Source organism: Plantactinospora sp. GCM10030261 (genome assembly GCF_042666615.1).
GTDB lineage: Bacteria > Actinomycetota > Actinomycetes > Mycobacteriales > Micromonosporaceae > KBS50.
In genome coordinates this window covers 85,154-108,648 of record NZ_JBHTDD010000004.1, presented here as the reverse complement: position 1 = coordinate 108,648, position 23,495 = coordinate 85,154, and the positions used below count along the sequence as shown (strand labels likewise).

Below are 23,495 nucleotides of genomic sequence, written 5' to 3'. Positions count from 1 at the left end.
TCCGCCGCTCGCGCCGAAGCGCGGTCGCCCGATGCCGTCGGTTGGTACGGATGCCCGGGCGCCACGGATGAACCCAGCCGGATCTTTTTCCGCCGGCTGGCGAGATTGGTCGCCAACCCCGTTAACGGATGGCCGCGCCATCCGGTTCACTCGACCGGCGAACCGGTTCCGGCCTGGGGATGTCACCGGCCGAATGAACCCGACACCACAGCGTAGCGACGCCGATGTCAGCCGCCACCGAACGCCCGGGCTCCACTGGGCGCGGCGAAGTCCTTCGCCGGTACGCCCTTCAGCGCCACCGCCATCGTCCGGGCCACCGCGTTGATCACCTCGCGCTGCACCGGCCCACCGACCAGATCGGTCGGATCGTCCGGGTTGGTGGCGATGCCCACCGCCGCGATCTGCGGGGTGAACCCGGCGAACGTCTCGGTCGCGTTCAGCTCGGAACTACCCGTCTTGCCCGCCACCGGCCGGCCATCCAGGATCTGACTCACCTGGGTGGCGGTGCCTCCGTCACACCGCTGGTACGCCGACTGCTGACCCACCGGACAGCGGGCCGCGTCGGTGGCCGCCCGGGCCACGTCCGGATCGAGCACCTGCTCGCAGGTGGGCTGGCCGACCTCGACCGGCGCCCCGTCCCGCCCGGTCACCGAGACCACCGGCAGCGGCGCGCAGCGCCGGCCCTCGGCCGCGACGGTGGCGTACGCGGTGGCGACGTCCAGCGGCGTGGTGGCCGCCACCCCCAGCGTGAACGACCCCCAACCCTCGGCACCGTTCCTGGCCAGTTCCGCGTCCGAGCCGGCCCGCAGGATGATGCCCATCCGCTGCGCCACCTCGACGACCTTCTCGGCACCCACCCGCTGGGCCAGCCAGACGAAGTAGGTGTTCACCGACCGGCCGAACCCCGTCCACATGGTGCGCTGCCCGTCCATCCAGGCCGGATTGTCGTTGCCCGGGCACCAGAACCCGTCACAACTTGTCGGCCCGTCGCCGGGATACCGCGACTTGAACCGGCTCGGCGAGTCGAAGTCGGTGTCCAGCGGCAACCCCGCCTCCAGCGCGGCGATCATCGTGAAGATCTTGAACGTCGAGCCGGCCTGGTAGCCCGTGATCGTCCCGCCGCCGGCGATCAACTGGTTCACCGTGTTCGGATAGTTCTGCTGTCCGCGTGGATTGTCGGCGAGGCTGTAGTGCCGGTTCACCGCCATCGCCAGCACCCGGCCCGTGCCCGGCTCCACCACGGCCATCGGCAGTGCCCGCTTGTTGCCGTAGCCGTAGACCTTCAGCGACTCGCGCAGCGCGGTGGCCTGGATGTCCGGGTCCAGCGTGGAGACGATCCGGTAGCCGCCCTGGCGGAGTGCCCGCTCCCGCTCGTCCGGAGTGGCACCGAACGCGGGCTGGCGCAGCCACCACTGTCGCAGATAGTCACAGAAGAAACCCCAGTCGTCGTGACCGGCCGGGGCCGCCGTACAACCGTTGGGCTGGGCGGTGGGGCGCAGGGTGAGCGGCTCCGCCTTGGCCTGGCTGGCCTGCTCGGCCGTGATGTCGCCGGTGCCCACCATGGCGTCAAGCACATATCCCCGGCGGTCCAGCGCGGCCTGCCGGTCACCGTCGATCGGGTTGTACTCGTCGGGCGACTGCACCAGCCCCGCCAGCAACGCCGATTCGGCAAGCGTCAACTCGGCCGCCGACTTACCGAAGTAGCGCTCACTCGCGGCACCCACCCCGTAGGCGCCGGCACCGAAGTAGGCGATGTTCAGGTACCGGTTGAGGATCTCGTCCTTGGACAGCCGTTCCTCGATCGCCTCGGCGTACCGGATCTCCTGGAGCTTGCGCCCGGCGCTGACCTCCGTGGCCGCCAACCGCTGCTGCTCGGTCAGGTCGGGGTCGGTCTTCAGTACGTTCCGGACGTACTGCATGGTCAGCGTGGAGCCGCCCTGCCGCACCTGGCCGTCGCCACCGTTGGCCACCAACGAACGGAGCAGGCCACGCGGATCGACCCCGTCATGCTCGTAGAACCGGGTGTCCTCGGCGGCCACCACCGCCTGCCGAAGCCTCGGAGCGATCCGGTCCAGCGACAGGTCGACGCGGTTCACGTCGTAGAACGAGGTGATCAACGTCTTGCCGTCGTTGGCGTACAGGTAACTGCGCTGCGCCGTCGGCGGCGTCCGCAGGCTGGCCGGCAGTTCGGCGAAGCTGTCGCTGAACGCCTTGGCGCTCAACCCGACAAGCATGTTGGCGGGCAGCGCCGCGGCGGCCAGGGCCAGCCCGGCGAGCGACCCGGCGAGCAGGACAGTCAACCAACGAGAGAGCAGGGACCGCGAGCGCATCCCCAAGACTGACCGGGCGGGTCCGGGTCCGGCCAGCCGGCGGTGCGAATTGTCTCCTTGGTCACGGCAGGCAACCTGATGGCGCCGCTGGCCGTCGGTGCCCCTGCCGCTGCCCGCCGGTTATCCCGGGCCGCGGTGGGTCGCCAGGGCCCCGTCGTACCGCATCCGATGCTCCTCGATGTAGTCCCGATGCTGCCGCGCCCAGTGAAGCAACGCCCCCACCTCGGTGGACAACGTCCGGCCCGGCCCGGTCAACGCGTAGTGCACGCTCGGCGGCGTGCTGGGCGTCACCGTCCGGGTGACCAGGCCGTCCCGTTGCAGGCCGCGCAGGGTCAGCGTGAGCATCCGCTGCGAGATCTCGTCGATGGCGCGGCGCAGGTCCGAGTAGCGGCGCGGCCCGTCCTCAAGGAGCGACAACACCAGCACGCTCCACCTGTCGCCGACCCGGTCGAGCACCTCACGCAGGCCGCAGTCGTCCCGATCGACCTGCGGGGGCACACCCGTGTGCGCTACGCCCAGCAATGTGCCGTCTTCCGTCATGCCGCCAGCATCGCCCAAACTCGGGCTACCGGGAAGTCGCCACCGAGTGCGCGGGCGGCTTCCCGCCCTCTCACCGTGCCCGAGATTCCGAGGGCCGTTCCGAATCCACTCAAGGAGCACAGCCATGCGTGCCGTTGTGATGATCGACGACTCGACCGGCCCCCGGCTGGCGGAAACGCCCGAGCCCGCGCCGGGACCGGGCGAGGTCAAGGTCCGGGTGCGGGCCTCCTCGCTCAACGGATTCGACGCCCTGCTCGCCGCCGGGACGTTGAAGAACATGTACGAGCACCGGTTCCCGCTGGCGCTCGGCAAGGACTTCGCCGGCACCGTGGTGGACGTCGGCGCCGGAGTGACCGACCTGACGGTGGGCGACGAGGTCTTCGGGGTCGTCAGCCGGCCGCTTCCCACCGACGGCGGCGGGTTCGGCGAATACCTGATCACCGACGCGCACGCCGGCATCGCCCGGCTGCCCGCCGGCCTCGACCACCGGACGGCCGGCGCGCTCGGCCTCGCCGGATCCGCGGCGGTCGCCGCCATGGACGCGTTGGCACTCGCGTCCGGCGAGACGGTTGTGGTCAGCGGCGCCAGCGGCGGCGTGGGAGCCTTCGTCGTGCAGTTGGCGGCCCGGGCCGGCGCCTCGGTGATCGCCACGGCCACACCCGGGGCAGCGACCGACCACGTACGCGACCTGGGGGCGCGGCACGTCGTCGACTATCACGACGACCTGCCCGCCCGGGTCCGGGAGCTTGCGCCCGACGGCGTGACCGCGGCGGTGCACCTCGCCGGCGACTGGTTCGAGCTGGCCGGTCTGCTGACCGACGGCGGGCGCGTCGTGTCCCTCCTGCACGCCGGTTCCGACCTGGCCGCCGGCCGGGCCATCACGGCGACCGCGGTGATGGCCACGCCCAGCCGACCGGTGCTGGACCGGCTCGCCACCGAAGCCACCACCGGCCGCCTGCGGGTGCCCATTTCCCGCACCCTCCGGCTCGACGACGTTCCGGCGGCGCTGGGCGCCTTCGGCACCGGCTCCCTCGGCAAGGTCGCCGTCGCCGTGTCCTAGCGTGGCGCGCCGGACGCGGCACCGGCCGCTCACTGGCCGGCCAGCAGCGCTCCGATCAGGCATCCGAACGCGGCCACCGACGTCACCGTGCGGACCAGGTTCCACCGCACCCAGCGGGCCTCGAAGCGGGCCCGGACGGGCGCCGGATCGGTCTCGTCCACCGGTCCGGCGGCGTCGAGTTGGTTGTTCAGCGGCACGTTGACTCGTCCGGTGATCACGATGGTGGCCAGGTACAGCGCGAGTGCGGCGACCGACCAGGGCAGCGGCTCCCGGCTGCCGGCCGGCAGGTGCAGCGCCACCGTCAGCAGCAGCAACGGGATCGAGCCGACGAAGGCGGTCAGGAACCAGCCGTTGATGATCCGCCGGTTGATCAGTCGCATGGTCTCGACGAAGGTCCGGTCGCTGGCGCCGGCCAGGCCGAGCATCACCGAGCACGAGAACGCGTAGAACAGGCCGGCGACGAGGCCGGTGGTGAGGGTGCTGGCCGCCAGAGCCGCGACCCGCAGCAGGTCCGTCATGCCACCGATCCAACCGCACCCCGGCGACCCCTGACCAGGTCGGGTGCCGCAACGATTCCCTCGCACCCAGGGCTCTCGGCATCGGAAGGCCCCTCGTTGACCCTCGGTGGAGGCGGGCTGACGCGGAGTGCGCGGGCTTGCCACACTGGACGGACGTGGTTCGGTGCACACATGGCGGGGTCGAGATGGCAGACGGCGCGGAGACCGGCGCGATTGACGACGCGGAGACCCACGCAACCGATGGTGCGGCGGCGGAGCGGGCCCGGCGAGGCGTACGCGCCTGGGTGCGCGCCACCGGACGGCGCGCCCGCGGCGGAGTGCGGGCCGCCACCCCGTACGGCATCCTGGCCTTCCTGACGGCCTCGGCGGTGGCCCCCGTCGCGGGCGCCGGCCTCGGCGCCACCGGGGAGTTCGCCGCCGCCCTCGGCCAGCTCGGCGGCATGGGCAGCAACTACCTCGCCGACGTGCTGGCTGGAACCGCCACCCGCCTTCGCGAGCAGCCCGGCGACGCGCGGACCGGCGACGCGCCGACCGAGGAGCAGTGGCGGGACGCGGTCGCGGAGGCGCTGCAGCCGCTGCTCGCCACGGACGACGAACGCGGGCGGGCGCTGCGCGCGGATGTCGGCCGGCTGCTCCGCTCGGTGGACGCGGTCGGCACCGCGCTGGCCGCCTCGATGACGGCGGACGGGATGCTCCACCGGGAATTGACCGAGACGTTCGAGTCCCTCGGCACCGACATCGGTGAACTGCACTGGATGCTCGCCGAGACCCGCCGCGGCATCGACGACCTCCGGCACCGACTGGCGGAGGAGAGTGCGCGGCAACGGCGGCAACTCACCGCGATCCGGCAGGATCTGGTGACCATCGCCGTGCTCAGTGCCCGGGACAGTCGTGGAGCGGCCCCGACCACCGAGCCCCGACCGGCTCGGGTTCCTCCGGACGGTGACGACGTCTGCCCGTACCCCGGACTGGCCAGCTTCCAACCCACGGACGCCGCCTGGTACCGCGGCCGCGAGCCGCAGGTCGCGCTGCTGCTCAGCCGGCTCATCGAGCAGCTCGTCGGTGGCCCACCGCTTATCGTCACCGGCGTCTCCGGGGTCGGCAAGTCGTCGCTGCTGCGCGCCGGGCTGCTGCCCGCCATCGGCGCGGGTGGACTCGGGGCCGACGCGGCGAGCTGGCCATGGGTGCTGCTCACCCCCGGCGACGATCCGCTCGACGACCTGATCGGTCAGCTCACGGCGCTCGCCCCGGGACACGACCTGACCGCCGTGGCAGCGACGGTACGTGACCGGCCGGACCGGCTCGGCGACCTGATCCGACGGCTGGACGAGGCGGGTGCCCGGCCGGTCATCGTGGTCGACCAGTTCGAGGAGCTGTTCACCCGGTGCGCCGATCCGGACCGGCGGCTCGCCTTCGTCACCGCGTTGACCAACGCCGCCCCGGCCCTCGTGGTGCTCGCGGTCCGGGCGGACTTCTACGCGTCCTGCGCCGAGCTGCCGCCACTGGCCCGGGTGCTGGCCGCCGGGCACGTGGTGCTCGGCCCGCTTACCGACGGCGAGCTGCGCCGGGTCATCCGGGAGCCCGCCGAGCTGGCCGGTCTGACGATCGAACCGGGGCTTGTGGAGGTGCTGCTGCGTGACCTCGGCGCCGACGCGCCCGGCGGCTACCAGCCCGGCACGCTGCCGCTGCTGGGCCACGCGCTGCGAGCCACCTGGGAACGCCGGACCGACGGACGGCTCACCGTCGCCGGCTACCGGGACACCGGCGGCATCGGCCGGGCCATCGCGGAGTCCGCGGAACGGATCTTCCTGGACCTCGACGCCGACGGGCGGGCGGCTCTCCGGACGGCGCTGCTCAATCTGGTCACCATCGCCGACAACGGGGCGGTGGTCCGCCGCCCCCGGGCGCGGGCCGGCATCGATGCCGCCGTGCTGACCCGGCTGGTGGCCGACCGGTTGGTCACCGTCGGCGACGACCGGGTCGAGATCAGCCACGAGGCGCTGCTCGCCAACTGGCCGCGGCTCACCGGGTGGCTGGTCGAGGCACGCGAGGAGATCCTGCTGCGGCAGCGGATCACCGACGCGGCCCGGGACTGGACGGCGGCCGGCGAGGATCCGGACCTGCTGCTGCGCGGCGCCCGGCTGGCCGCCGCCCGCGAGCGGGCCGCCGTGCGGGCCGAGCTGACCGACACCGAGCGGCGGTACGTCGAGGCGAGCGCCGTGGCGGCGGAGCTGGCCGAGGCGGCCCGCCGCCGGGGTGTACGCCGGTTGCGCCGGCTGGCGGTGGGTCTCGGCGTGGCCCTGCTGCTCGCCGTCACCGGAGGGCTGGCCGCGGTGGATCGACAGAACACCGCCGACGAGCAGCGCCGGCAGGCCACCTCCCGGCAGTACGCGGCCGAGGCGGTTGCGGCGTTGCCGAACGACGAGCTGCTGGCGATGCGCCGGGCGGTCGACGGGTGGGACCAGGCGCCGACCGTGGAGGCCCGCGGGGCGCTGCTCTCCGCCCAGATGACCAACACGGTCGGGACGCTGGGCAGCGACAACGGCGGCAACTCGGTGGCGGTCAGCCCGGACGGCCGGCTGGCGGCGATCGGCCACCCGGACGGCCGGGTACGGCTGTGGGACATCGCCACACTGCGCCAGCGGGGTGCCGACCTGGTGCATGCCGAGGTCTCGGCCGGGACGCAGGTCGGCGCCTCCGCAGTGAGCTGGCTCGCCTTCTCGCCAAACGGGCAGTTCCTCGCCACCGGCTCGGTGATGCGCGACGGCCTGCGTATCTGGGACGTCGCCACGGGGGCGCCGGTGCGCACGCTGCCTGGCACGGCGGCGATGGCCTGGCTCCCGGACACGAACATCGTGGTGGCTTCCCGCAGCGATGCCGCTCAGCCGCTACGCCTCGGCGGCTGGGACGTCACGACGGGCCGGCAGATGTTGGACATCCCTACCGGCGACAAGTTGGGTTTCGACCTCGCGGTGAGTCGGGACGGCGCGTACCTCGCGATGGCGGACTCCAGGAGGGAAACCACCGTGTGGCGAGTGGCGGATCGCCGCGAGGTGTCCACCGTGCCCCATTCTTGGCGGTTGGCCTTCGCTGCGGACAACTCCCTGGTGACGCGGAGTCGCGACGGCCGGCTGGCTGTCTGGGCGATGCCGTCGGGCAAGGCGGTCCGGACGCTGGCCGAACCTGGTGGGGCACCGACACAGCCCGTGGTGTCGCCGGACGGCATGGTCTTCTCCAGTGGCGAAAGCGCCGCTTTCGTCAGCGGCTGGCCGCTGTCCGGGACTGGGGAGTCGTACGCGTTCGGTGGAATCACCGGCACGCTCGCGAGCCTCGGCCTGTCCGCCGACGGCCGGACGCTTGTGGTGACCGGGACTGACAGGCCCTCGATCGTGTATCGCAGGCTCACCGACTGGCTCAGCCAGTCAACCCCGGTCAGCTACCTGGCCGCCGACCCCGCTGGCCCGCACCTGGCCGCGGCTGTCCAGAACGGGTCGGTGCGGGTATGGGACCGGAATCGTCGCACCTGGGTGCGGGACCTGCGCCCGGACGAGCCAACCGGCGTCGCCTACGCCCCCGACGGCATCCTCGCGGTGAGCACCGGGCGGGGGTCCGTGGACCTGTACGGCGCGGACGGCGGCCGGCTAGCTCCGCTGCCGGACGCCGGGCCACCGGGCACCGCGGTCGACACACCGGTCTTCTCCCCCGACGGTTCGCTGCTGGCCGCGGCCGTGGCGCTCCCCGATCCGGAAGATCCCGAGAAGCGACGGCACCGGGTGGCCGTGTGGCGCATCCCGGCGGGCGGGGCTCCGACGCTGTTGGAGCTGCCCGCCCGCGTACCGGATTTCCCATCGGGCGAGGCCGACGCGCTGGCCTTCACCTCGACCGGCGACACGCTGGTCGCGGCGGTGAACGGGGCCAACAACGAGACCCTTACGGTCGATCGCCGGGCGACCATCTACACCTGGCGCACCACCGGCCTGACCCCCGCCGGGCAATACGACCTGGGGCCGTATCTTGCTACCGACATGGCCGTCAGCCCGGATGGTCGACTGGTTGCCGTCGCCGGAACCAATCGTCTGGTGGAGCTGCGGGAGCTGCCCTCCGGCCGCCTGGTCCGGGAGCTTTCCCACCCGACGGCAGTCCGGCAGGTGTCGTTCGCCCCGGATGGCCGAACCGTGGCGACCGCGACGGTGAGCGACTATGCCGTCCGGCTCTGGGACACCGGCTCCGGCCTGCTGACTGCCCATCTCACCGGCCACCGCGACGAGATCAACGCGATCGTGTTCGCCCCCGACGGCCTGCTGTTCACAGGTTCATATGACACCTCGGTCGGGGTGTGGCAGCTCGACCCGGACGAGGCGGTACGCCGGTTGTGCCGGCTGCTCGTGCCGGCGATCGAGACCCGCGACGACCCGACTGACCATCCGCCTGCCGCCTGCCGTCGGTGACGCCCGCCCCCACTGGCGATCGCCGCCGGTGATGTCCGCCTCCACTGGCAATCGCCGCCGACGACACCGCCTCCACTGGCGATCTTGGACAGTTTCCGTCGCATGGGGACGGAAACTGTCCAAGATCTCGGCATTCCGTCCTGAGCGCCGGCCGGGCCGCCAGAGCGGCGGATCGACGGAACAACGGAACGACGGAACGACGGAACAACGGAACAACGGAACAACGGAACGACGGAGATTAACGCAGCCGGGCTCCCACCTCCGCGCCGAGCCGTCGCAGCACCGCCTCCCGGGCCGCGCCGACGACCTCGGCGGTGAGCGTGCGGTCAGTGGGCCGCAGCGTCAGCCGCAGGCTCACCGACCGGTGCTCCGCCGGCACCCACGATCCCCGGTACTCGTCCAGGTAGGACACCTCGTCGACAAGCGGATCCGCCGCCCGGGCCACGGCTTCGACCCGCGCCCACGGCACGGCGTCGGGGACCACCACCGACAGGTCGAAATCGGCCCCGGGCAGGTCGGGTACGGGACGGAACCGGTTCTCCCGCGACTCGTGCCGGGTCAGCCGGTCGAGGTCGAGTTCGACGCAGGCGACTTGAGCGGCGTCGACACCGGCCAGCCGGCGGGCGCGCGGCGTGACAAGCGCGAGGGTGCCGACCGGTCGCCCGCCGGTGTGAATCGCCACCCGCGCCGACCCGTCGGCCCAGCCGGGCACCGTCGGGTCGTCGCCACCGTCCGGCACCAGGGTCACCTCCCGCACATGGGCATGCCGGCGCAGCATGTCCAGCAGGCCCTTGGCCCTTCGGAACAGCGTCACCCCGTCGTCACCGGCCAGCGCCACGCCGAGCATCCGCCGCTCGACGGGCGGCACCGCCGCACCCGGCCCGGCGGCGCCAGCACCGGATTCCGTCTCGAACACGGTGCCGACCTCGAAGATGTCGACCTCCGGCCGGTACCGGAGGTTCCCGGCCACCGCCGCCAGCAGGTTCGGCACCAGCGACGGGCGCAGCGAGTCACGGTCCGGTGCCGGCGCTCCGAGGAAGCGTACGGTCCGGTCCTTGACGCCGCCGGTCGCGGTGAGCAACCGGTCCGCCGTCCACGGATAGGTGATCACCTCCTGCAGCCCGCCCCGGCCGGCGAGCTGCTCGCGTACCACCCGGTCCAGTGGCCTGTTCCGCAGGTCACGGACCGATGTCAGGTCCACCCGGACCGGGTCGGCGGTCAGCCGGTCGTACCCGTGGATCCGCGCGACCTCCTCGACGATGTCGTGCGGCAGCGTCACGTCCCCGGTGGACCGCCAGGTGGGTACGGTGATCCGCAGCTCGGTGCCGGCGACGGTCACCGCGAACCCGAGCGCCCGCAACGTGCCGAGCACCTCGGCGTCGGGCAGCGACTCCCCGATCCGGCGGTCCAGGAAGGCCCGGTCGACGGTGATCTGGACCGGTTCGGTGGCCGCGCCCGTCTGGTTCTGCCAGCCGCGCACCACGGCGCCCGGCGCGACCCGTGGCAGCAGGTGGAGGAACAGGTCCACGGCCGCGTCGACCCGCTGGGTGTCCAGTCCCTTCTCGAACCGGACCGATGCCTCGGTGCGCAGGCCCAGCCGCAGCGCCGCCTGCCGGACCGGGCCGGGCCGGAAGGTCGCCACCGCCAGCAGGACGTCGCGGGCGCCGGCGGTGACCGCCGGACCGGCCGCACCCAACACCTCGCCAAGGTGGGCGGACAGCGGCGACCGGTCCGCTTCGTAGACATGACTGGGCTGCCCCACCGTGAACATCACGTAGTTGCTCAGGTCAACCAGCGGGCTCACCGGTGTCTCGCCGATGCGGGCCAGGCGCTCGCCCAGCCAGCCCGGCGTGGCGGCTGAGCCGTCGTCGCTTATCGAAACGGCAGCGAACCGCGCGCACACCGCCGGATCCACGTCGCCGACCAGGCCGTCGGTGACCGCCGGCCGGTTGGCACGCGGCAGCTCCCGCAGCGGTACGCCGTAGATGGCGGCGAGTTCGCGGGCGATGCCGTGGTGGCCCCACAGGTCGGGGCGGTTCGTGAGGGACTTGTTGTCGATCTCCAGGATCGCGTCGTCGGCGACCCGGTGCACGTCCTCCACCTCGACGGTGTGCAGGGTCAACCGGTGGGCCAGCTCCTCCGGCGGCTCGCCGGCCGGCAGGTCCACGTAATCGGAGATCCACTCCAGGGACACCTTCATCGCGGCCTCCTAGGCGAACTGGGTGAGGAAACGAAGGTCGGCGGCGTGCATGAGCCGGACGTCGTCGATGCCGTACCGCATCATGACGAGCCGGTCCAGGCCGACGTTGAGATAGCAGCCGGTCCACCGGTCGGGGTCGAGGCCGCCGGCGCGCAGCACGTTCGGGTGCGGGCTACCGCCGGGCATCACCTCCAACCAGCCGACGTGGCGGCAGGTCCGGCAGCCCCGCCCCGCGCAGACCTGGCACTCCATGTCGATCTCGAAGCCCGGTTCGACGAACGGGAAGAAGCCGGTCCGCATCCGGGTCCGCACCGGTCGACCGAACACGGTGTCCAGGATCGTGTCGACAAGGAACCGGGCGGCGGACAGCGGGACGTCCTCGTCCACCAGCAGCACCTCGTACTGGAAGAAGGCCCGTTCGTGCCGGGGGTCGGTGCTTTCGTTGCGGTACACCCGTCCGGGATAGGCCAGACGGAACGGTGGCTCGTGCTCCCGCATGTAGTGCAGGCTCGCCCCGGTCAGGTGCGGTCGCAGGCAGAGCCGGTCGGCGCCCCGGCGTCCCTCGGCGCCGGCGAGCCAGAACGTGTCCATGCTCTCCCGCGCCGGGTGGTCGGCCGGGAAGTTCAGCTCGTCGAACTCGACCAGTTCGGAGCTGACCTCCGGGCTCTCGTACACCTCGAAGTTCAGCGCCGCGAAGGCGTCGTTGAGGTCGTACATGAGCTGGGTGGTGGGGTGCAGACGGCCGGGGCCGACGGGCAGGCCGGGCAGCGTGACGTCCAGCGGTCGAGGCAGCGCGGGCTCGGTGTCCAGCAGGTGCCGCTGCCGCGCGTCGAGGTCGCCGGTGATCAGGGTCTGCGCCTCGTGCAGCGCCGCGCCGACCACCCGGCGGTCCTCGGCGGGCAGCGCGCCGATCTCCCGGCGGATGGCCGGCAGCCGGCCGGACCGGCCCAGCACGTCCCGGCGGATGGCATCCACGTCGGAGATCGAGGCGGCGGCGCGGATCCGGTCCAGGGTCTGCTCGTTCAGTACGGTGATGTCCCGCCGCAGTCGCTCAGCGGTGTCGCTCATCGAGAGTTGTCCGTTCTCCTCGGGGATCGGCATGCGGAACCCCCGGGACGGCCGGCGGACGATGCCCCCGCGCCGTAAGTGGAGAGACGTCTCAGCTCAGCGCGCGCAGCCCACCGGTGACCCGGGGGCGACTAAATCGGAGCGCGCGGTGCGACATGCCGCCATCCTGCCACCGGCCGGGTGCCGGAAGCAAACGATCAACAGGCTCGGTTCACCGGCGAGCCAGCCGTTCCAGCAGCGGAACCACATCGGCGGGCGCCGGCATCGCGGCGATCTCGTCGCGGACCTGGGCGGCGGCCGCACCCAGCGCCGGGTCCGTGGCAAGTCGGCGCAGGCGGTCCGCAGTGATCTTCCGGGCCGGCACCGCCAGGCCGGCGCCTCGTGCCGCCACCAGCTCGGCGTGCCGCCGGCGGTCGCCGGCACCCGGGACGACGAGCTGCGGCACCCCGGCCGCCAGCGCGGCGAGCAGGGTGCCGGCGCCGCCGTGGTGGACCACCGCGGCGAAGTACGGCAGCGCCGCGGCGAACGGGAGCCAGTCGACGGTGCGGACGTTGGCCGGCAGTCCACGTCTGCGGACGAGCCGCTCCGGGGGGCGGACCATGACGAATTCGGCGTCCACGTCCGCCGCGGCGGCCAGCGTGGCCGGCATCGGGTCACCGATCGGCGGGCCGGCCACGGTGCTCCGGGTGACCAGGATCCGGGGGCGCGTGGTTGGGGTGGCGAGCCAGTCCGGAACCTCGCCGCCGACGCCGTGCGGAACCGGCCGCAGCGGCTGGGCGGCGCGGGGCCCGACGAGGCTGGCTGGGGTGAGGGTGAGGACGGCTCCGCTCGGGGGGAGGTCGCCGATTTCCCGGCTGGCACCGGCGACGTCCTCGGTGAGCGCCCGCTCGTCGAACAGGACGTTGCCGTGCAGCACCGCCGCGACGCCCAGCCGGGCGGCGACCAGCCCACCGACCGGGGCCAGCGGCTCGTGCACCACCAGGTCGGGCTTCCACCGCTCGGCGAGGTCGAGCACCGGCCCGGCAAGCCTGTCGTTTACCGCTCCGAAGAACAGCCGCGCGGCCCGCGTGCCCGCCCGGCCGGCGAGTTCCGCCCGGGCGAGCGCCGGGTGGCGCAGCGCCAGTCGCAGGGCTATCCGTTTCATGTCGATGCCCGGGGCGATGTCGGCCACCGCGTGTCCGGCCGGTGGGGGTGCGATGGCATCGCCACCGGCGGCGAGCAGCACCTCGTGTCCGGTCTCCCGCAGTGCGCTGGCCAGCGGCGCCATCGGATAGAGGTGCCCGGCGAGCGGCACCGCGACGAACAGGATTCGCATGGTGACAGTATTCACTACAGAAGTAGTTAGGCGGCGATCAGGCCGGGCGGGCGTGGCGACCCGGTCCGACCGCACTGCCGATGAGCAGCATCGCCACCGGCAGGAACGCCCCGCCGATGCCCAGGCCGAGCAACAGTCCCCAGGCAACGATGACCATCGCGGCGACCGCGTCGGCGATGCCTGTCAACCGACCGACCCGCTGGGCGAGCACCGGCAGCAGGGCGGCGGCCAGGGGCACCCCGAGCAGGTACGCGGCGGCGGTCCCGGAGTCGTCCACCGTGTACGGCGTGAGCGCCGCGACCACCAGCAGCATGATCGCCAGAGCGGACCCGCGGAGCACCCGCCGGGGATCGGCGGGGCGGCGGACCAGGACGAGGACGCCGACCACAAGCGCCGCCGCCAACGAGCCGAGCATCACCAGACCGATCATGGCGCCTCCCCTGTCGCGCCACTCCACCATACGGCGGTCGCGCCCGTCAGTAGAGCAGGTGCGGTCGGCGGCGCCGGTTCCAGTCGGCCAACTCGTCCGCCCAGGCACCGACCACCTCGTCCACGTCGGCCCCGGCGTCGATCTGGGTACGCAGTCGCGGCGAGCCGGTGAGCTTGTCGATCCAGTACGGCCGGGCGGGGTCCCAGGCGTCCTGGCGCCAGGCGAACGCCGGGTACCTGTGCGCCTCGACGAGCATGGCGACCCCGGTCCGGATCGGGTCGTACACCGCCCGGTCGACGACCTTGACCTCGACCCCTGCACACATCTTGTTCAGCAGGGCCGGCTTCTGGCCGGCCGAGGTCGGTGAGAAGTACGCCTCCCGGAACTCGACGCCGGGCAGGTCACGGGCGTTGAGCCGGTCCCCCCAGTGGTAGTCGAAATCGGTGGCCAGGCCGCCGATCAGCTCGAACGGCCGGCAGGTGCCGCGCCCCTCGGTGATCGACGCAACGCCCTCGAACAGGCAGGTGCCGGGATAGACAAGCGCGGTGTCCGGGGTCGGCATGTTGGGGCTGGGCAGGACCCACGGCAGGTCGGTGTCGGCGGCAAGGTCGCTTCGCCGCCACCGCCGGCACCGCACCACGTCGAGGTCGACCGGCCGACCGGCCTCCGTGGGCAGGAACTCGGCGGCGAAGAATCGGGCCAGCTCACCGACCGTCATGCCGTGCTGCTGGACGATCTCCTTGAGGCCGACCCCCGAGGTGTACGGGGTGGTCATCATCGGGCCGTAGGCCCGCCCGCCGATCGGGTTCGGCCGGTCCAGCACCACATATCGCTTGCCGGTCCGGGCCGCGGCCACCATTGACGTGTACATCGTCCAGATGTACGTGTAGAAGCGGGCGCCCACGTCCTGGATGTCGAACACCACGGTGTCCACACCGGACTGCTGGTACATCGTCTCCCAGCGGCTGAGCGTGGCGCCGTACGCGTCGTACACCGTGATGCCGGTCCGCGCGTCGATGCCGGTGCCCTCGCTGCCGCCGGCCTGGGCGGAACCGCGGAAGCCGTGCTCCGGGCCGAACGCCGCCACCACCTGGACCCGGCCCGAGCCGTGCATGAGGTCGACGAGATGCCGGTACGCGGCGTCCACCCCGGTCGGGTTGGAGATGACGCCGACCCGCTGGCCGCGCAGTTCGGCGAACCCGGAGCGCACCAGGACGTCCAGGCCGGTCTCGATCCGGCGGATGCCGGGGCCGGCCGGCGAGGCGGCGGCGCCGGCCCGGGTGGTGACGGTGCCGGCGGCGGCTCCCGCGGTGACGGCCCCGGCGGTGGTGAGGAAGGTTCTGCGCTGCAAGGGGATGCCTCCTCCAGTGGCGACCGGACCGGATGTCTGAAACTTAGCTACGGCTTGGCGTGAGGTCAAGGAAGGATAGCTACATAGATGGACGCTTGTCCGGGCGGCCGGGAAGCTGACTGGCCACAACCGCCATGACGAGCACCGTCCCGAGAATCCACAAACCGACGGCCCGCGCCATCGCACCTGGATCGGCGGCGGAGTCGGCGATCTCGGCGGTGACCGCGATGCCGACCGCCGCACCGAGCTGGTTGAGCATGTAGAGCACGGAACTGCCCTGCGGCACGAGCGGCGCCGGCAGGGTCCGGTACAACGACCCCATCGTGGGCGCGGCCACGAAGCCGAGGGCGGCGCCAATGGCGAACCCGACAAGTGCGGGCCATAGCGGATGGGAATCCGCGCCAAGTCGAGTGAGGGCCAGCGCGGCCAGCGCCGCGCACACCGACCCGGCCAGCGCGAGTCCGCGGGTGCCGATCCGGTCGCTCAGCCGCCCCGCGACCGGCATGCTGAGCACCGACCCGAGACCGATCGGCGCCACCAGCAGACCGGCTTCGGCCGGGCCGCCCGTCGAGCCACCGGCCCGTAAGAGATACAGCGGGAACGCGAACAGCGCGGAGAACGTCGCCACCCCGACGAGCCCCTGCACGGTGACGCTGGCCGAGAAGGGTCGGCTGGCGAACAGCCGCAGATCGACAAGCGGTGCGGCGTGCCGGCCACGGAGCGCGTGTACGCCGTACCCGATCAGCAGCGTCACCCCGACCGCGAGCGGAAGACCGACGGCGGCGCTGGAGAGTCCGCCGTTCTCGCCGACCCGGGTGAGCGCCAGGACCAGTGCGGCGACGCCCGGCCCGCTCAGCGCCACCCCGAGGAGGTCGAGACGGTTCGCGGTTCCGGCCGGCCGGTCACGCGGAACCACTCGCAGCGCGAGCAGGAAGGCGACGGCACCGATGGGCAGGTTGACCAGGAACATCCACCGCCAGCCCAGACCGTCGACAAGGACCCCACCCAGCACCGGACCGAGCACCGGCCCCAGCGGCAGCACCGCACCCATGAGCCCCATGACGCGGCCGGCGCGCGCCGGTCCGGCGCCCCGGGCGAGCAGGACGAGCACGAGCGGGTCGAGTATGCCCGCGCCGACCCCCTGGAGCACCCGGAACCCGATCAGGCTCGCCATGTCCCAGGCCAGCCCGCTGGCGAGGGAAGCGAGCAGGAACAGGGCCAGGCCGGCCAGCCACAACCGGCGCGCTCCCCACCGGTCGACCGCCCAGGTGGTGACGGGAATGGTGACCGTGAGGGCCAGCAGGTAGGCGGTGGAAACCCAGCCCACGGTCCGTACTGCGGTGTCGAAGCTGGCGGTGAGGGTGTCCACGGCGACGACCACCATCGTGCCGTCCAGGATTCCCATGATCCCGCCCAGCAGGACCACCGCGATCAGGCGACGTAGGGCCGGCTCCAATCGATCAGTTCCATGCTCACGAGTCTCGCTAGTTGTACTCACGGGTTCAATCTAGGGATGGATCCTCCCAGTGGGCAAGCGCGTACATGAAAATGGACCGCTTGGTTCATGGAACGTCGCGGACGGAGGTAGGCTGCCCGGGTGACCGCCGCATCCGCCCACGCCGCCTCACGCGGGCGTATCGACAAGCGCCACGCGATCCTGGACGCCGCCATCACGGTCTTCGCTCGACAGGGGTACGCCCAGGCGTGCGTCAAGGAGATCGCCGCTGAGGCCAGCGTGGCCAAGCCCACCGTCTACAACCACCTGACCGACAAGGCGAACCTGTTCCGACAGGCCGTCGAGGCCGCCGCCGACGCCCTACACGCCGAGAACCTGGCCGCCCTCGACGGACTGACCAGGCCGGGCGACGACCTGCGGGCGGCGCTCGAAGACACCGGTCGTCGGCTGCTGCGTCACCACTGTTCCGAACGGTCGACGGCGCTGCGCCGGCTGCTGCACGCCGAGGGCACCCGGTTTCCCGATCTGCTCGGTCTCCCCTCCGTCGACCCGCGGACGCTCGCCACGGCGCTCGCCGACCGGTTGGCCCGGCTGTGTGTCACCGGCCGGCTGCGCCTCACCGACCCCGACCGGGCCGCCGAGCAGTTCCTGGCCCTGCTCACCGGCCCGGTCGACCTTCGGTCCGGGTACGCCGGTCGATCGATGACGACCGGCGAACAGGACGGGATCGCCCGCGCCGCGGTCGACGTGTTCCTCAGCGCGTACACCGGATCACCGGCGCCTCCCGAGTGAACCGCCGGTCAGCCGGCCGGCTCGACAACCAGCACCGGAATCCCGACCCTGCTCGACCACCCGGGCCTCCTCAACGGAAGTCGGCGACGGTCGCGGGACCTGTCGACCAGACCGGACCAGGGAACCGGTCGCCCGGTTCCTGTCGCATCCAGGTTCGGAGTTGAACAATTGTTGAAGTCAAGCGTCGTGGTCCAGGTCACCGTCGGGCTACGGCATCCGGTCGCCGGCGGCGCGCATCCGTTCCCCGGCTGCCGCCGTCAACGGCTCGCCGTGGCCGAAGCAGGCGATCTCCACATCCAGCGCGGCCAGTCGGCGGTACGACGCCAACGCCTCGGCCCGGTCCACGTTGAACAACCCGGGGAAGACCGGCGCTTCCGGGTCCCGTGATCGCGGGTTGCGGGCGGCGATGTCCCCGGTGAACACCACCTTCCAGTCGGGCAGATGCAGCGCGATGCCGCCTGCGGTGTGCCCCGGGACGGCGAGCACCACCGCACCCTCCCCGACGTCCAGTACGTCTCCCTGGTCCACCTCCCGGTCCACCCGGACCGGCGCCGGCGGCTCGGCCGGCAGCTGGACGCTCACCGCGTCGAAGATGGGCCGTTCGAAGTCCGCCAGGTCCGGCGCCGGGGGAACCACCTCGCCGCGAATGACGGGCGCGTCGGCCCGGTGCGCGATGACCTCGATGTCGCCCCAGGAGGCGATGTCGGCGGCACCCCCCACATGGTCCTGGTGACCGTGGGTGAGCACCAGCCGCCGGACCTCCCGCAGGTCGTGCCCGAGGCCGCGGATCGCCTCCGCGATCCGCGGCCCGCTGCCCGGTGCGCCGGCGTCGACGATGGTCAGCCCGTCGGGATCCCGCCACAGGTAGACGTGCCCGATCGGAAAACGAAGGAAGAACAGGTTCACGGTGATTTGTACGATGTCCATCGCGACCACCGTAGACAGCCGGCTCACCGGACGCCACGAACGCGCCGGTGCCCCTCCTCACGGTCCCGGACGGCCGAGCCGCCCCCGACGGCCGCCGATGATCAGGGCGACCTTGTCCTTGATGTCGTTCATGGAAACAGCATCGCCAGGATCACCTTCCAGGTCTGGCTGCGTTCGGACGCCGCGTTCGGACATCCACGGAGAACCGTTCGATGTCACGAGACATGGGGCCATTGCTGCCGGAGCTTGGCAGGATGCCGGGATGGATCTCGAAGAGTTGCGCCTCGCCGTCTACCGGTCGTTCGCCGAAACCGGACGGGCACCGACGGTCGTCGAGTTGGCCGGCGGGAGCGACGTGGACGAGGTACGGACCGGACTGGCCGAGTTGGCCGGCGCCCGCCATCTCGTGCTGGACGGCGACCGGATCGTCATGGCCCATCCGTTCTCCGCCGTACCGCTGGGTTTCGCCGTGATGGGCCGCCGGACGCTCTGGTGGGGCGGCTGCGCCTGGGATTCCTTCGCCCTGCCGCACCTGCTGCCGGACGAGGGCGAGGTGCTGGTGTCCACCCGCTGCCCGGCCTGCGCCCGCCCGCACGCCTGGAACGTCGGTACCGACCAACCACCTGCCGGCGAGCAGGTCGCGCACTTCCTCGTGCCGGCGGAACGGATGTGGGACGACGTGCTGCACACCTGCGGCCACCAGCGCCTGTTCTGTGCCGAGGACTGCGTCGACGCCTGGTGCCGGGCCGCCGGTGTCGACCGTGGCTACGTGATGGACCTGGCGACGCTGTGGAGGTTCGCCTCCGGCTGGTACTCCGGGCGACTCGACCGCGGCTACGTCCGTCGGGAACCGGCCGCCGCCAAGGAGTACCTGCGTGGCGTGGGACTGTCGGGGCCATTCTGGGGACTCTGATCGACCCGTACAACGGGTGATCGAAATAGCGTTGCCCGGATTCCGGGCGCCATTTACGGTTTCCGCAACGAACCACCGAGGGAGCGGTCACCATGACGAGCAGGCGCCAGCCAGAATCGCGGCGACACATGTCGCGCGGTGGCTGGTGCGCGCCCGCCGCCGAACGGTTCCTCGACAGCTACCTGTTGGACGGGTGGCGCTGCTGACGCCGCGTATCGCGACGCGGAAGCCGCCCACCCACGATCGGGTCGGGCGGCTTCTTCGCGTTCGCCCGGAACGCAATTCTGAGAGCGGAATCGGATCAGGACTAACGAAGGGAGGGATCCGGTGGGCGCCGTACTCGTCATCAACGCTGACCTCGGTCCGTTGCACCGGGTCCCGGTGCAACACGCCATCCGGATGCTCTGTCGGCAGGTCGCGGAGATACATGAGGCCGATCCCGACCGGCTCATCGGGGTGTTCCCGATGCCGAGGGTGGTCCGACTGGTCCGCTACGTCGTCACCAGGTGGCGGTACACCCGCGGCCCGGCGTGGTCGAAGTCTGGTGTGCTGCGCCGCGACGGGCACCGGTGCGGCTACTGCCCGGCCACGGCCACCACGGTCGATCACGTCCTGCCCCGCTCGCGCGGTGGGACCAACAGTTGGCTGAACACCGTCGCGGCCTGCTACGGCTGCAACCAGCGCAAGGGTGACCGCACCCCCGCCGAGGCGGGTCTGCGGTTGCGGATGACGCCGCGGGTCCCGACGTGGGACGCGCTCGGCGTGCGCTGACCGCCAGAAGCCACCACTCCAGCCCGCGGGGGGGCCGGGTCGCCGTACCGGGGCAGGTGCGGCGACCCGGCGGGCGCCCCGCCGCCGCCCCCTTCTCCCGCGTTGATCTTGCGTTTTGGGCTGCGACAAAACCGACCCAAAGGCGCGAATCGGCAACCACAACTGCAAGATCGGCGGGGTGAGGGGGACCGCGCGAGGACGCGGGGGTCAGGGGCGGCCGACCCGAGGGCTGACCGTCGAACGAGAGGCGGCCGGGCGGTCCGGGACGAACAGCGCGGCCAGGTCGTCGTACCGGATCACCAGCAGGGCACCGACGGCGGCGGCCACGGCCACGATCGCGATCGCGGCGGGGTGGCTCGGCGCGGCGGCCCCGGTCACTGCGCCGGCCACGCCCGCCGCCACGACGGCGAGCAGGAAACCGTTGCGCACCAGATGGCGTACGCCCATCGGGGTGGTCGACGAGCCGAAGCAGTTGCACGACTGCCGGGTCCCCCGGCGGACGGCCAGGGCGATCCCCACGCTGAAGGCCACCAGCAGGACGGCCGCGACCGCGAAGCCGGCGAGCCCGCCGGGCGGCAGGGCCAGCAGCGGTACGGTGAGCACCTCACCGGCCAGCACGGCGATGGCGGCCGGCCGGACCAGGCGGGCGGGCACACCCATCCCCCTGGTTGCCGTCTCGAACGACTGGAAGGCGGCGACGCCGCGCAGTTTGCTGACCGCGGACGCGACGAAAACCAGCGCGATCAGGATGCGCGCGGCGAGCAGAACGTTCCCCACCATGGACCTCCCCCGGGTCATCGGCTCCGTGGTCGCGGCCGATGTGTCGAACGTAGACCATCGGGTGGGGGATCGGACACTCCGCGGTGCCGCCCGGCACCGGGCGGCACCGCGGATCGTGTCAGCCGCGCTCGGTGTCGGCGGGCCGGTCCACCGCGACCGGGTCGGCCTCGTCGGCTTCGGGGGTTGGCACCGGGCGGTCACGCAGGTGCCGGTTGTTGCGGGGCTCCCGCTTCGTCTTGGCGTCGTTGAGCCGGCGACGCAGGTCGTCACGCACGTCGTTGAGGGCGGCGTGCAGGTCCTCCTCCGCCGAGGTGGTGACGATCTTCGACTGGCCGGCGATCCAGCACTCCAGGGTGACCTTCTGGCCCTTGGCCTCCCGGTCCTTCACGATGACCTCGAGTTCGGTTCCGTCGGCGGGAAAGCTGGCAAGCCGGGCGTCCAGGGTGGCGAACTGCTCGACGATCCAGTTCCGGTCGCCCTGCGAGAAGCCGGCTCCGACGCGCAGGCAGTCGGCGACGGTGGCGGGGCTCGCCGGGGCGCTCATCGCCGCACCTCCCAGATGCCGTCGGATCCGTTGGTACGGGCGGGACTGCGGTCGGGCATGACTGGGTCCTCCAGAGTCGGGTCCGTCGTTGATCATCGGATTACCCATCCCGGCCCGGTCGGAAAACACGACCGGGCCGGGGACGCACAGGAAGTACGACGGTCAGATCGCCAGCACTCCCCCGTTCCGCATCTCGTCGTTCTTGACCGCGATGAGGTTGGCCGATACGTACGAGATGTTGTGCGCCTTGTGCCAGTCGGTCGGGTAGTACGTGACCAGCCTGGACACCTGGAATCGGCATTCGATCTCGGGGACGAACCGCGAGTACGCCGAGTCGGTGAAATACCAGAACGAGTTCTCGTTGTAGAACGCCACGTGGGTGGGGTCCTGGTAGGCCCCGCGCCCGTCGGTGCTCGGCGTCAGCGAAAGCAGCATCCCGTTCGGGGCGAGAATGCGGTACAGCTCGTTGAAGATGGCGATCTTGTCCGGAATGTGCTCCAGGAAGTCGACCGCCCGGATGACCCCGACGCTGTTGTCCGGCAGGTCAATGCCCTTCGTCACGTCGCAGACAATGTCCACGCCGGGACCGGAACGGCAGTCCAGCCCCAGGAAGCCCTCCGGTTTGTTGTGCGCCGCACCCATGTCGAGTGCCTTCAATTCCTGCCGCTTCGCCCAGGCCAACGCGTTGAACTGGATGTTGCGGTCGTAGATCTCGACCGTGCGCTGCTGGATCCGGGCGTTGTACGCGGGATCCCGCTGCGTGTTCCTGGCGTGCATCCGTTGCAGGTACAGGCACCGACGGATGTGGTGGAACTCGGTCAGCTGGTAGAGCCGGCTCATCAGATCGGCGTCGTCGGCCACGTCGAGCGACTCGTCGTAGCCGCCGACCTTCTCGTACACGTCCCGGCGGAACGCCCGCACATGGTTCGGGGCGTACCAGATGTAGCTGACGTTGTGGGGGGTGGGCGGGAGGGCCTCGCAAGCGAGGACCTCCCGCCCGTCCACGCGTTCGTCCCGGTATCGCCAGCCGTGCGCGGCGGCGAACCGCGTCTCGTCCCGGCCACCGTCCTCACGGATCTGGGCCGTGTCGCTGTAGACGAACCCGACTCCCGGGTTGGCGTCGAAGGCCGCGACGACTTCGGCCAGGCAGTCGCTGCTCAGCAGGTCGTCGTCATCGAATTCGACGAGGATCTCGCCGTACGCCTCCGCACACGCCCGCCGCTTCACCGCACCGACGCCGGACAGTCCGTCCTGCACCAGGAGGCGAATTCGCCGGTCGTCCACCTCGGGCCGCCACCGCGTCCCCTGGTTGAGCACCACCACCCACTCCCAGTCGGTGTACGTCTGGGCGAGCAGGGACTGGAGGCACTCGTCGAGGAACCGGGTGCGGTTGCTACCGGTGAATACCGTCACGCGTGGACTACTCACTTATCGGTCACCTACCCGACTCGGCGGTCTTGAGAGCGGACCGGAACTCCTTCGGCACCGCCGAGGTCAGCTCCGAGTCCAACTCGACGGCGTGCCGGAAGGCACTACGCGCGCCGTCCTTGTCGCCCTCCTTGACCCGCAGCAGACCCAACCGAAGGTGCACCCCGGCCGCCGTGTCGTCGTCGGCGAGAATCCGCTCGTACAACGCCATGGACTCGGTCGCGTTGCTCTCCTCCAGCAGCAGCGCCTTGTTGTAGAGCGCCGGGCGGTACGACGTGTCGACCCCCAGGGCCCGGTCGTAGTTCGCCACCGCCGCGCCGACATCGTTGCGGGTGTGGGCGATGTAGCCCAGGTTGAACCAGGCGAACTTGTTGTTGCCGTCGATCGCGATGACCCGCTCGAAGGTGCCCTTCGCCTCGTCGACCCTGCCCGCCTGACCCTGCTCGATGCCCGTCTTGAGCAACGCCACCGGGTCTTCTGGAGCGGCCTGAGGAGCCTCGCTTGCCTCGTTGCCCGCCGGCGCCGGGTCCGGCTCGTCGCTGCACGCCGCCACTCCGGCCAGCAGGACCGCACCACAGGCGATGGATCCCAGTATCTGCTTCATCCTCATGTTCTTCCTTCTCA

18 protein-coding genes and 1 pseudogene are annotated in these 23,495 nt (G+C 71.7%); 5 read left to right on the top strand and 14 right to left on the bottom strand.

The window, feature by feature from the left end:
* Positions 1-254: 254 nt before the first annotated feature.
* Together ACFQUZ_RS06965 and ACFQUZ_RS06960 are read right to left on the bottom strand one after the other, a co-directional pair.
* A pseudogene (locus tag ACFQUZ_RS06965) lies at positions 255-2,330 on the bottom strand (transglycosylase domain-containing protein); the annotation flags it as partial.
* A gap of 120 nt (positions 2,331-2,450) precedes the next feature.
* The gene (locus ACFQUZ_RS06960; protein WP_377439069.1) at positions 2,451-2,870 is read right to left on the bottom strand and encodes a winged helix-turn-helix transcriptional regulator; all 420 of its coding nucleotides are present in this window, start codon (positions 2,868-2,870) and stop codon (positions 2,451-2,453) included.
* A gap of 124 nt (positions 2,871-2,994) precedes the next feature.
* Between ACFQUZ_RS06960 and ACFQUZ_RS06955 the strand changes: the two genes are divergently transcribed.
* Complete coding sequence (locus ACFQUZ_RS06955) at positions 2,995-3,930, top strand: NADP-dependent oxidoreductase (RefSeq protein WP_377439066.1); 936 nt, start codon at positions 2,995-2,997, stop codon at positions 3,928-3,930.
* Positions 3,931-3,959: 29 nt separating this feature from the next.
* Here the strand turns inward: ACFQUZ_RS06955 and ACFQUZ_RS06950 are convergent, their stop codons facing one another.
* On the bottom strand, positions 3,960-4,448 hold the full coding sequence (locus ACFQUZ_RS06950; protein ID WP_377439063.1) for a DUF1772 domain-containing protein: 489 nt from the start codon (positions 4,446-4,448) through the stop codon (positions 3,960-3,962).
* Positions 4,449-4,633: 185 nt separating this feature from the next.
* On the opposite strand from ACFQUZ_RS06950, the gene ACFQUZ_RS06945 reads away from it, so the two are divergent.
* Complete coding sequence (locus tag ACFQUZ_RS06945; protein ID WP_377439060.1) at positions 4,634-8,896, top strand: NACHT and WD repeat domain-containing protein; 4,263 nt, start codon at positions 4,634-4,636, stop codon at positions 8,894-8,896.
* A gap of 238 nt (positions 8,897-9,134) precedes the next feature.
* On the opposite strand, the gene ACFQUZ_RS06940 is transcribed toward ACFQUZ_RS06945, so the two are convergent.
* The 6 genes from ACFQUZ_RS06940 to ACFQUZ_RS06915 all read right to left on the bottom strand — a co-directional run bounded on the left by ACFQUZ_RS06940 (position 9,135) and on the right by ACFQUZ_RS06915 (position 16,758).
* Positions 9,135-11,096 carry a phenylalanine--tRNA ligase subunit beta gene (locus ACFQUZ_RS06940; protein WP_377439057.1) on the bottom strand — a complete coding sequence of 654 codons (1,962 nt, stop codon included), beginning with the start codon at positions 11,094-11,096 and terminating at the stop codon, positions 9,135-9,137.
* Positions 11,097-11,105: 9 nt separating this feature from the next.
* Complete coding sequence (locus ACFQUZ_RS06935) at positions 11,106-12,164, bottom strand: phenylalanine--tRNA ligase subunit alpha (RefSeq protein WP_377439054.1); 1,059 nt, start codon at positions 12,162-12,164, stop codon at positions 11,106-11,108.
* A gap of 211 nt (positions 12,165-12,375) precedes the next feature.
* A complete protein-coding gene (locus tag ACFQUZ_RS06930) occupies positions 12,376-13,479 on the bottom strand; it encodes a glycosyltransferase (protein WP_377439052.1) in 1,104 nt (367 codons plus the stop codon).
* A gap of 37 nt (positions 13,480-13,516) precedes the next feature.
* Positions 13,517-13,909: a hypothetical protein gene (locus tag ACFQUZ_RS06925; RefSeq protein WP_377439049.1), complete on the bottom strand. Its 393-nt coding sequence runs from the start codon at positions 13,907-13,909 to the stop codon at positions 13,517-13,519.
* A 46-nt stretch (positions 13,910-13,955) separates the two neighbouring features.
* Positions 13,956-15,260: an exo-beta-N-acetylmuramidase NamZ domain-containing protein gene (locus tag ACFQUZ_RS06920; RefSeq protein ID WP_377439046.1), complete on the bottom strand. Its 1,305-nt coding sequence runs from the start codon at positions 15,258-15,260 to the stop codon at positions 13,956-13,958.
* Positions 15,261-15,339: 79 nt separating this feature from the next.
* On the bottom strand, positions 15,340-16,758 hold the full coding sequence (locus ACFQUZ_RS06915; RefSeq protein ID WP_377439043.1) for a DHA2 family efflux MFS transporter permease subunit: 1,419 nt from the start codon (positions 16,756-16,758) through the stop codon (positions 15,340-15,342).
* 99 nt (positions 16,759-16,857) lie between these two features.
* Between ACFQUZ_RS06915 and ACFQUZ_RS06910 the strand changes: the two genes are divergently transcribed.
* Entirely contained in the window at positions 16,858-17,508 is a 651-nt protein-coding gene (locus ACFQUZ_RS06910) for a TetR/AcrR family transcriptional regulator (protein ID WP_377439041.1), read from the top strand.
* A 207-nt stretch (positions 17,509-17,715) separates the two neighbouring features.
* Here the strand turns inward: ACFQUZ_RS06910 and ACFQUZ_RS06905 are convergent, their stop codons facing one another.
* Positions 17,716-18,435: an MBL fold metallo-hydrolase gene (locus ACFQUZ_RS06905; RefSeq protein ID WP_377439038.1), complete on the bottom strand. Its 720-nt coding sequence runs from the start codon at positions 18,433-18,435 to the stop codon at positions 17,716-17,718.
* A 262-nt stretch (positions 18,436-18,697) separates the two neighbouring features.
* Here ACFQUZ_RS06905 and merB point away from each other — a divergent pair, with 262 nt between their 5' ends.
* Both merB and ACFQUZ_RS06895 read left to right on the top strand, forming a co-directional pair.
* On the top strand, positions 18,698-19,348 hold the full coding sequence (gene merB, locus ACFQUZ_RS06900; protein WP_377439036.1) for an organomercurial lyase: 651 nt from the start codon (positions 18,698-18,700) through the stop codon (positions 19,346-19,348).
* A gap of 327 nt (positions 19,349-19,675) precedes the next feature.
* Positions 19,676-20,119, top strand: coding sequence for an HNH endonuclease (locus tag ACFQUZ_RS06895; protein WP_377439033.1), 444 nt, complete (start codon positions 19,676-19,678; stop codon positions 20,117-20,119).
* Positions 20,120-20,326: 207 nt separating this feature from the next.
* Here ACFQUZ_RS06895 and ACFQUZ_RS06890 read toward each other — a convergent pair whose 3' ends face one another.
* The 4 genes from ACFQUZ_RS06890 to ACFQUZ_RS06875 all read right to left on the bottom strand — a co-directional run bounded on the left by ACFQUZ_RS06890 (position 20,327) and on the right by ACFQUZ_RS06875 (position 23,475).
* Positions 20,327-20,899 carry a MauE/DoxX family redox-associated membrane protein gene (locus ACFQUZ_RS06890; protein WP_377439030.1) on the bottom strand — a complete coding sequence of 191 codons (573 nt, stop codon included), beginning with the start codon at positions 20,897-20,899 and terminating at the stop codon, positions 20,327-20,329.
* Between the two features lie 118 nt (positions 20,900-21,017).
* The gene (locus ACFQUZ_RS06885) at positions 21,018-21,443 is read right to left on the bottom strand and encodes an HPF/RaiA family ribosome-associated protein (RefSeq protein ID WP_377439028.1); all 426 of its coding nucleotides are present in this window, start codon (positions 21,441-21,443) and stop codon (positions 21,018-21,020) included.
* 162 nt (positions 21,444-21,605) lie between these two features.
* On the bottom strand, positions 21,606-22,871 hold the full coding sequence (locus ACFQUZ_RS06880; protein WP_377439026.1) for a glycosyltransferase: 1,266 nt from the start codon (positions 22,869-22,871) through the stop codon (positions 21,606-21,608).
* A 7-nt stretch (positions 22,872-22,878) separates the two neighbouring features.
* The gene (locus tag ACFQUZ_RS06875) at positions 22,879-23,475 is read right to left on the bottom strand and encodes a tetratricopeptide repeat protein (RefSeq protein WP_377439023.1); all 597 of its coding nucleotides are present in this window, start codon (positions 23,473-23,475) and stop codon (positions 22,879-22,881) included.
* Between the last annotated feature and the right edge of the window lie 20 nt (positions 23,476-23,495).

What these genes read in the sequence shown, in the direction of transcription:
- ACFQUZ_RS06925 (WP_377439049.1), bottom strand. Translation starts at nt 13,909, where the DNA reads ATGATCGGTCTGGTGATGCTCGGCTCGTTGGCGGCGGCGCTTGTGGTC.
- ACFQUZ_RS06885 (WP_377439028.1), bottom strand. Translation starts at nt 21,443, where the DNA reads ATGAGCGCCCCGGCGAGCCCCGCCACCGTCGCCGACTGCCTGCGCGTC.
- ACFQUZ_RS06930 (WP_377439052.1), bottom strand. Translation starts at nt 13,479, where the DNA reads ATGCGAATCCTGTTCGTCGCGGTGCCGCTCGCCGGGCACCTCTATCCG.
- merB (WP_377439036.1), top strand. Translation starts at nt 18,698, where the DNA reads ATGGATCTCGAAGAGTTGCGCCTCGCCGTCTACCGGTCGTTCGCCGAA.
- ACFQUZ_RS06950 (WP_377439063.1), bottom strand. Translation starts at nt 4,448, where the DNA reads ATGACGGACCTGCTGCGGGTCGCGGCTCTGGCGGCCAGCACCCTCACC.
- ACFQUZ_RS06905 (WP_377439038.1), bottom strand. Translation starts at nt 18,435, where the DNA reads ATGGACATCGTACAAATCACCGTGAACCTGTTCTTCCTTCGTTTTCCG.
- ACFQUZ_RS06955 (WP_377439066.1), top strand. Translation starts at nt 2,995, where the DNA reads ATGCGTGCCGTTGTGATGATCGACGACTCGACCGGCCCCCGGCTGGCG.
- ACFQUZ_RS06875 (WP_377439023.1), bottom strand. Translation starts at nt 23,475, where the DNA reads ATGAAGCAGATACTGGGATCCATCGCCTGTGGTGCGGTCCTGCTGGCC.
- ACFQUZ_RS06945 (WP_377439060.1), top strand. Translation starts at nt 4,634, where the DNA reads ATGGCAGACGGCGCGGAGACCGGCGCGATTGACGACGCGGAGACCCAC.
- ACFQUZ_RS06940 (WP_377439057.1), bottom strand. Translation starts at nt 11,096, where the DNA reads ATGAAGGTGTCCCTGGAGTGGATCTCCGATTACGTGGACCTGCCGGCC.
- ACFQUZ_RS06890 (WP_377439030.1), bottom strand. Translation starts at nt 20,899, where the DNA reads ATGGTGGGGAACGTTCTGCTCGCCGCGCGCATCCTGATCGCGCTGGTT.
- ACFQUZ_RS06935 (WP_377439054.1), bottom strand. Translation starts at nt 12,164, where the DNA reads ATGAGCGACACCGCTGAGCGACTGCGGCGGGACATCACCGTACTGAAC.
- ACFQUZ_RS06960 (WP_377439069.1), bottom strand. Translation starts at nt 2,870, where the DNA reads ATGACGGAAGACGGCACATTGCTGGGCGTAGCGCACACGGGTGTGCCC.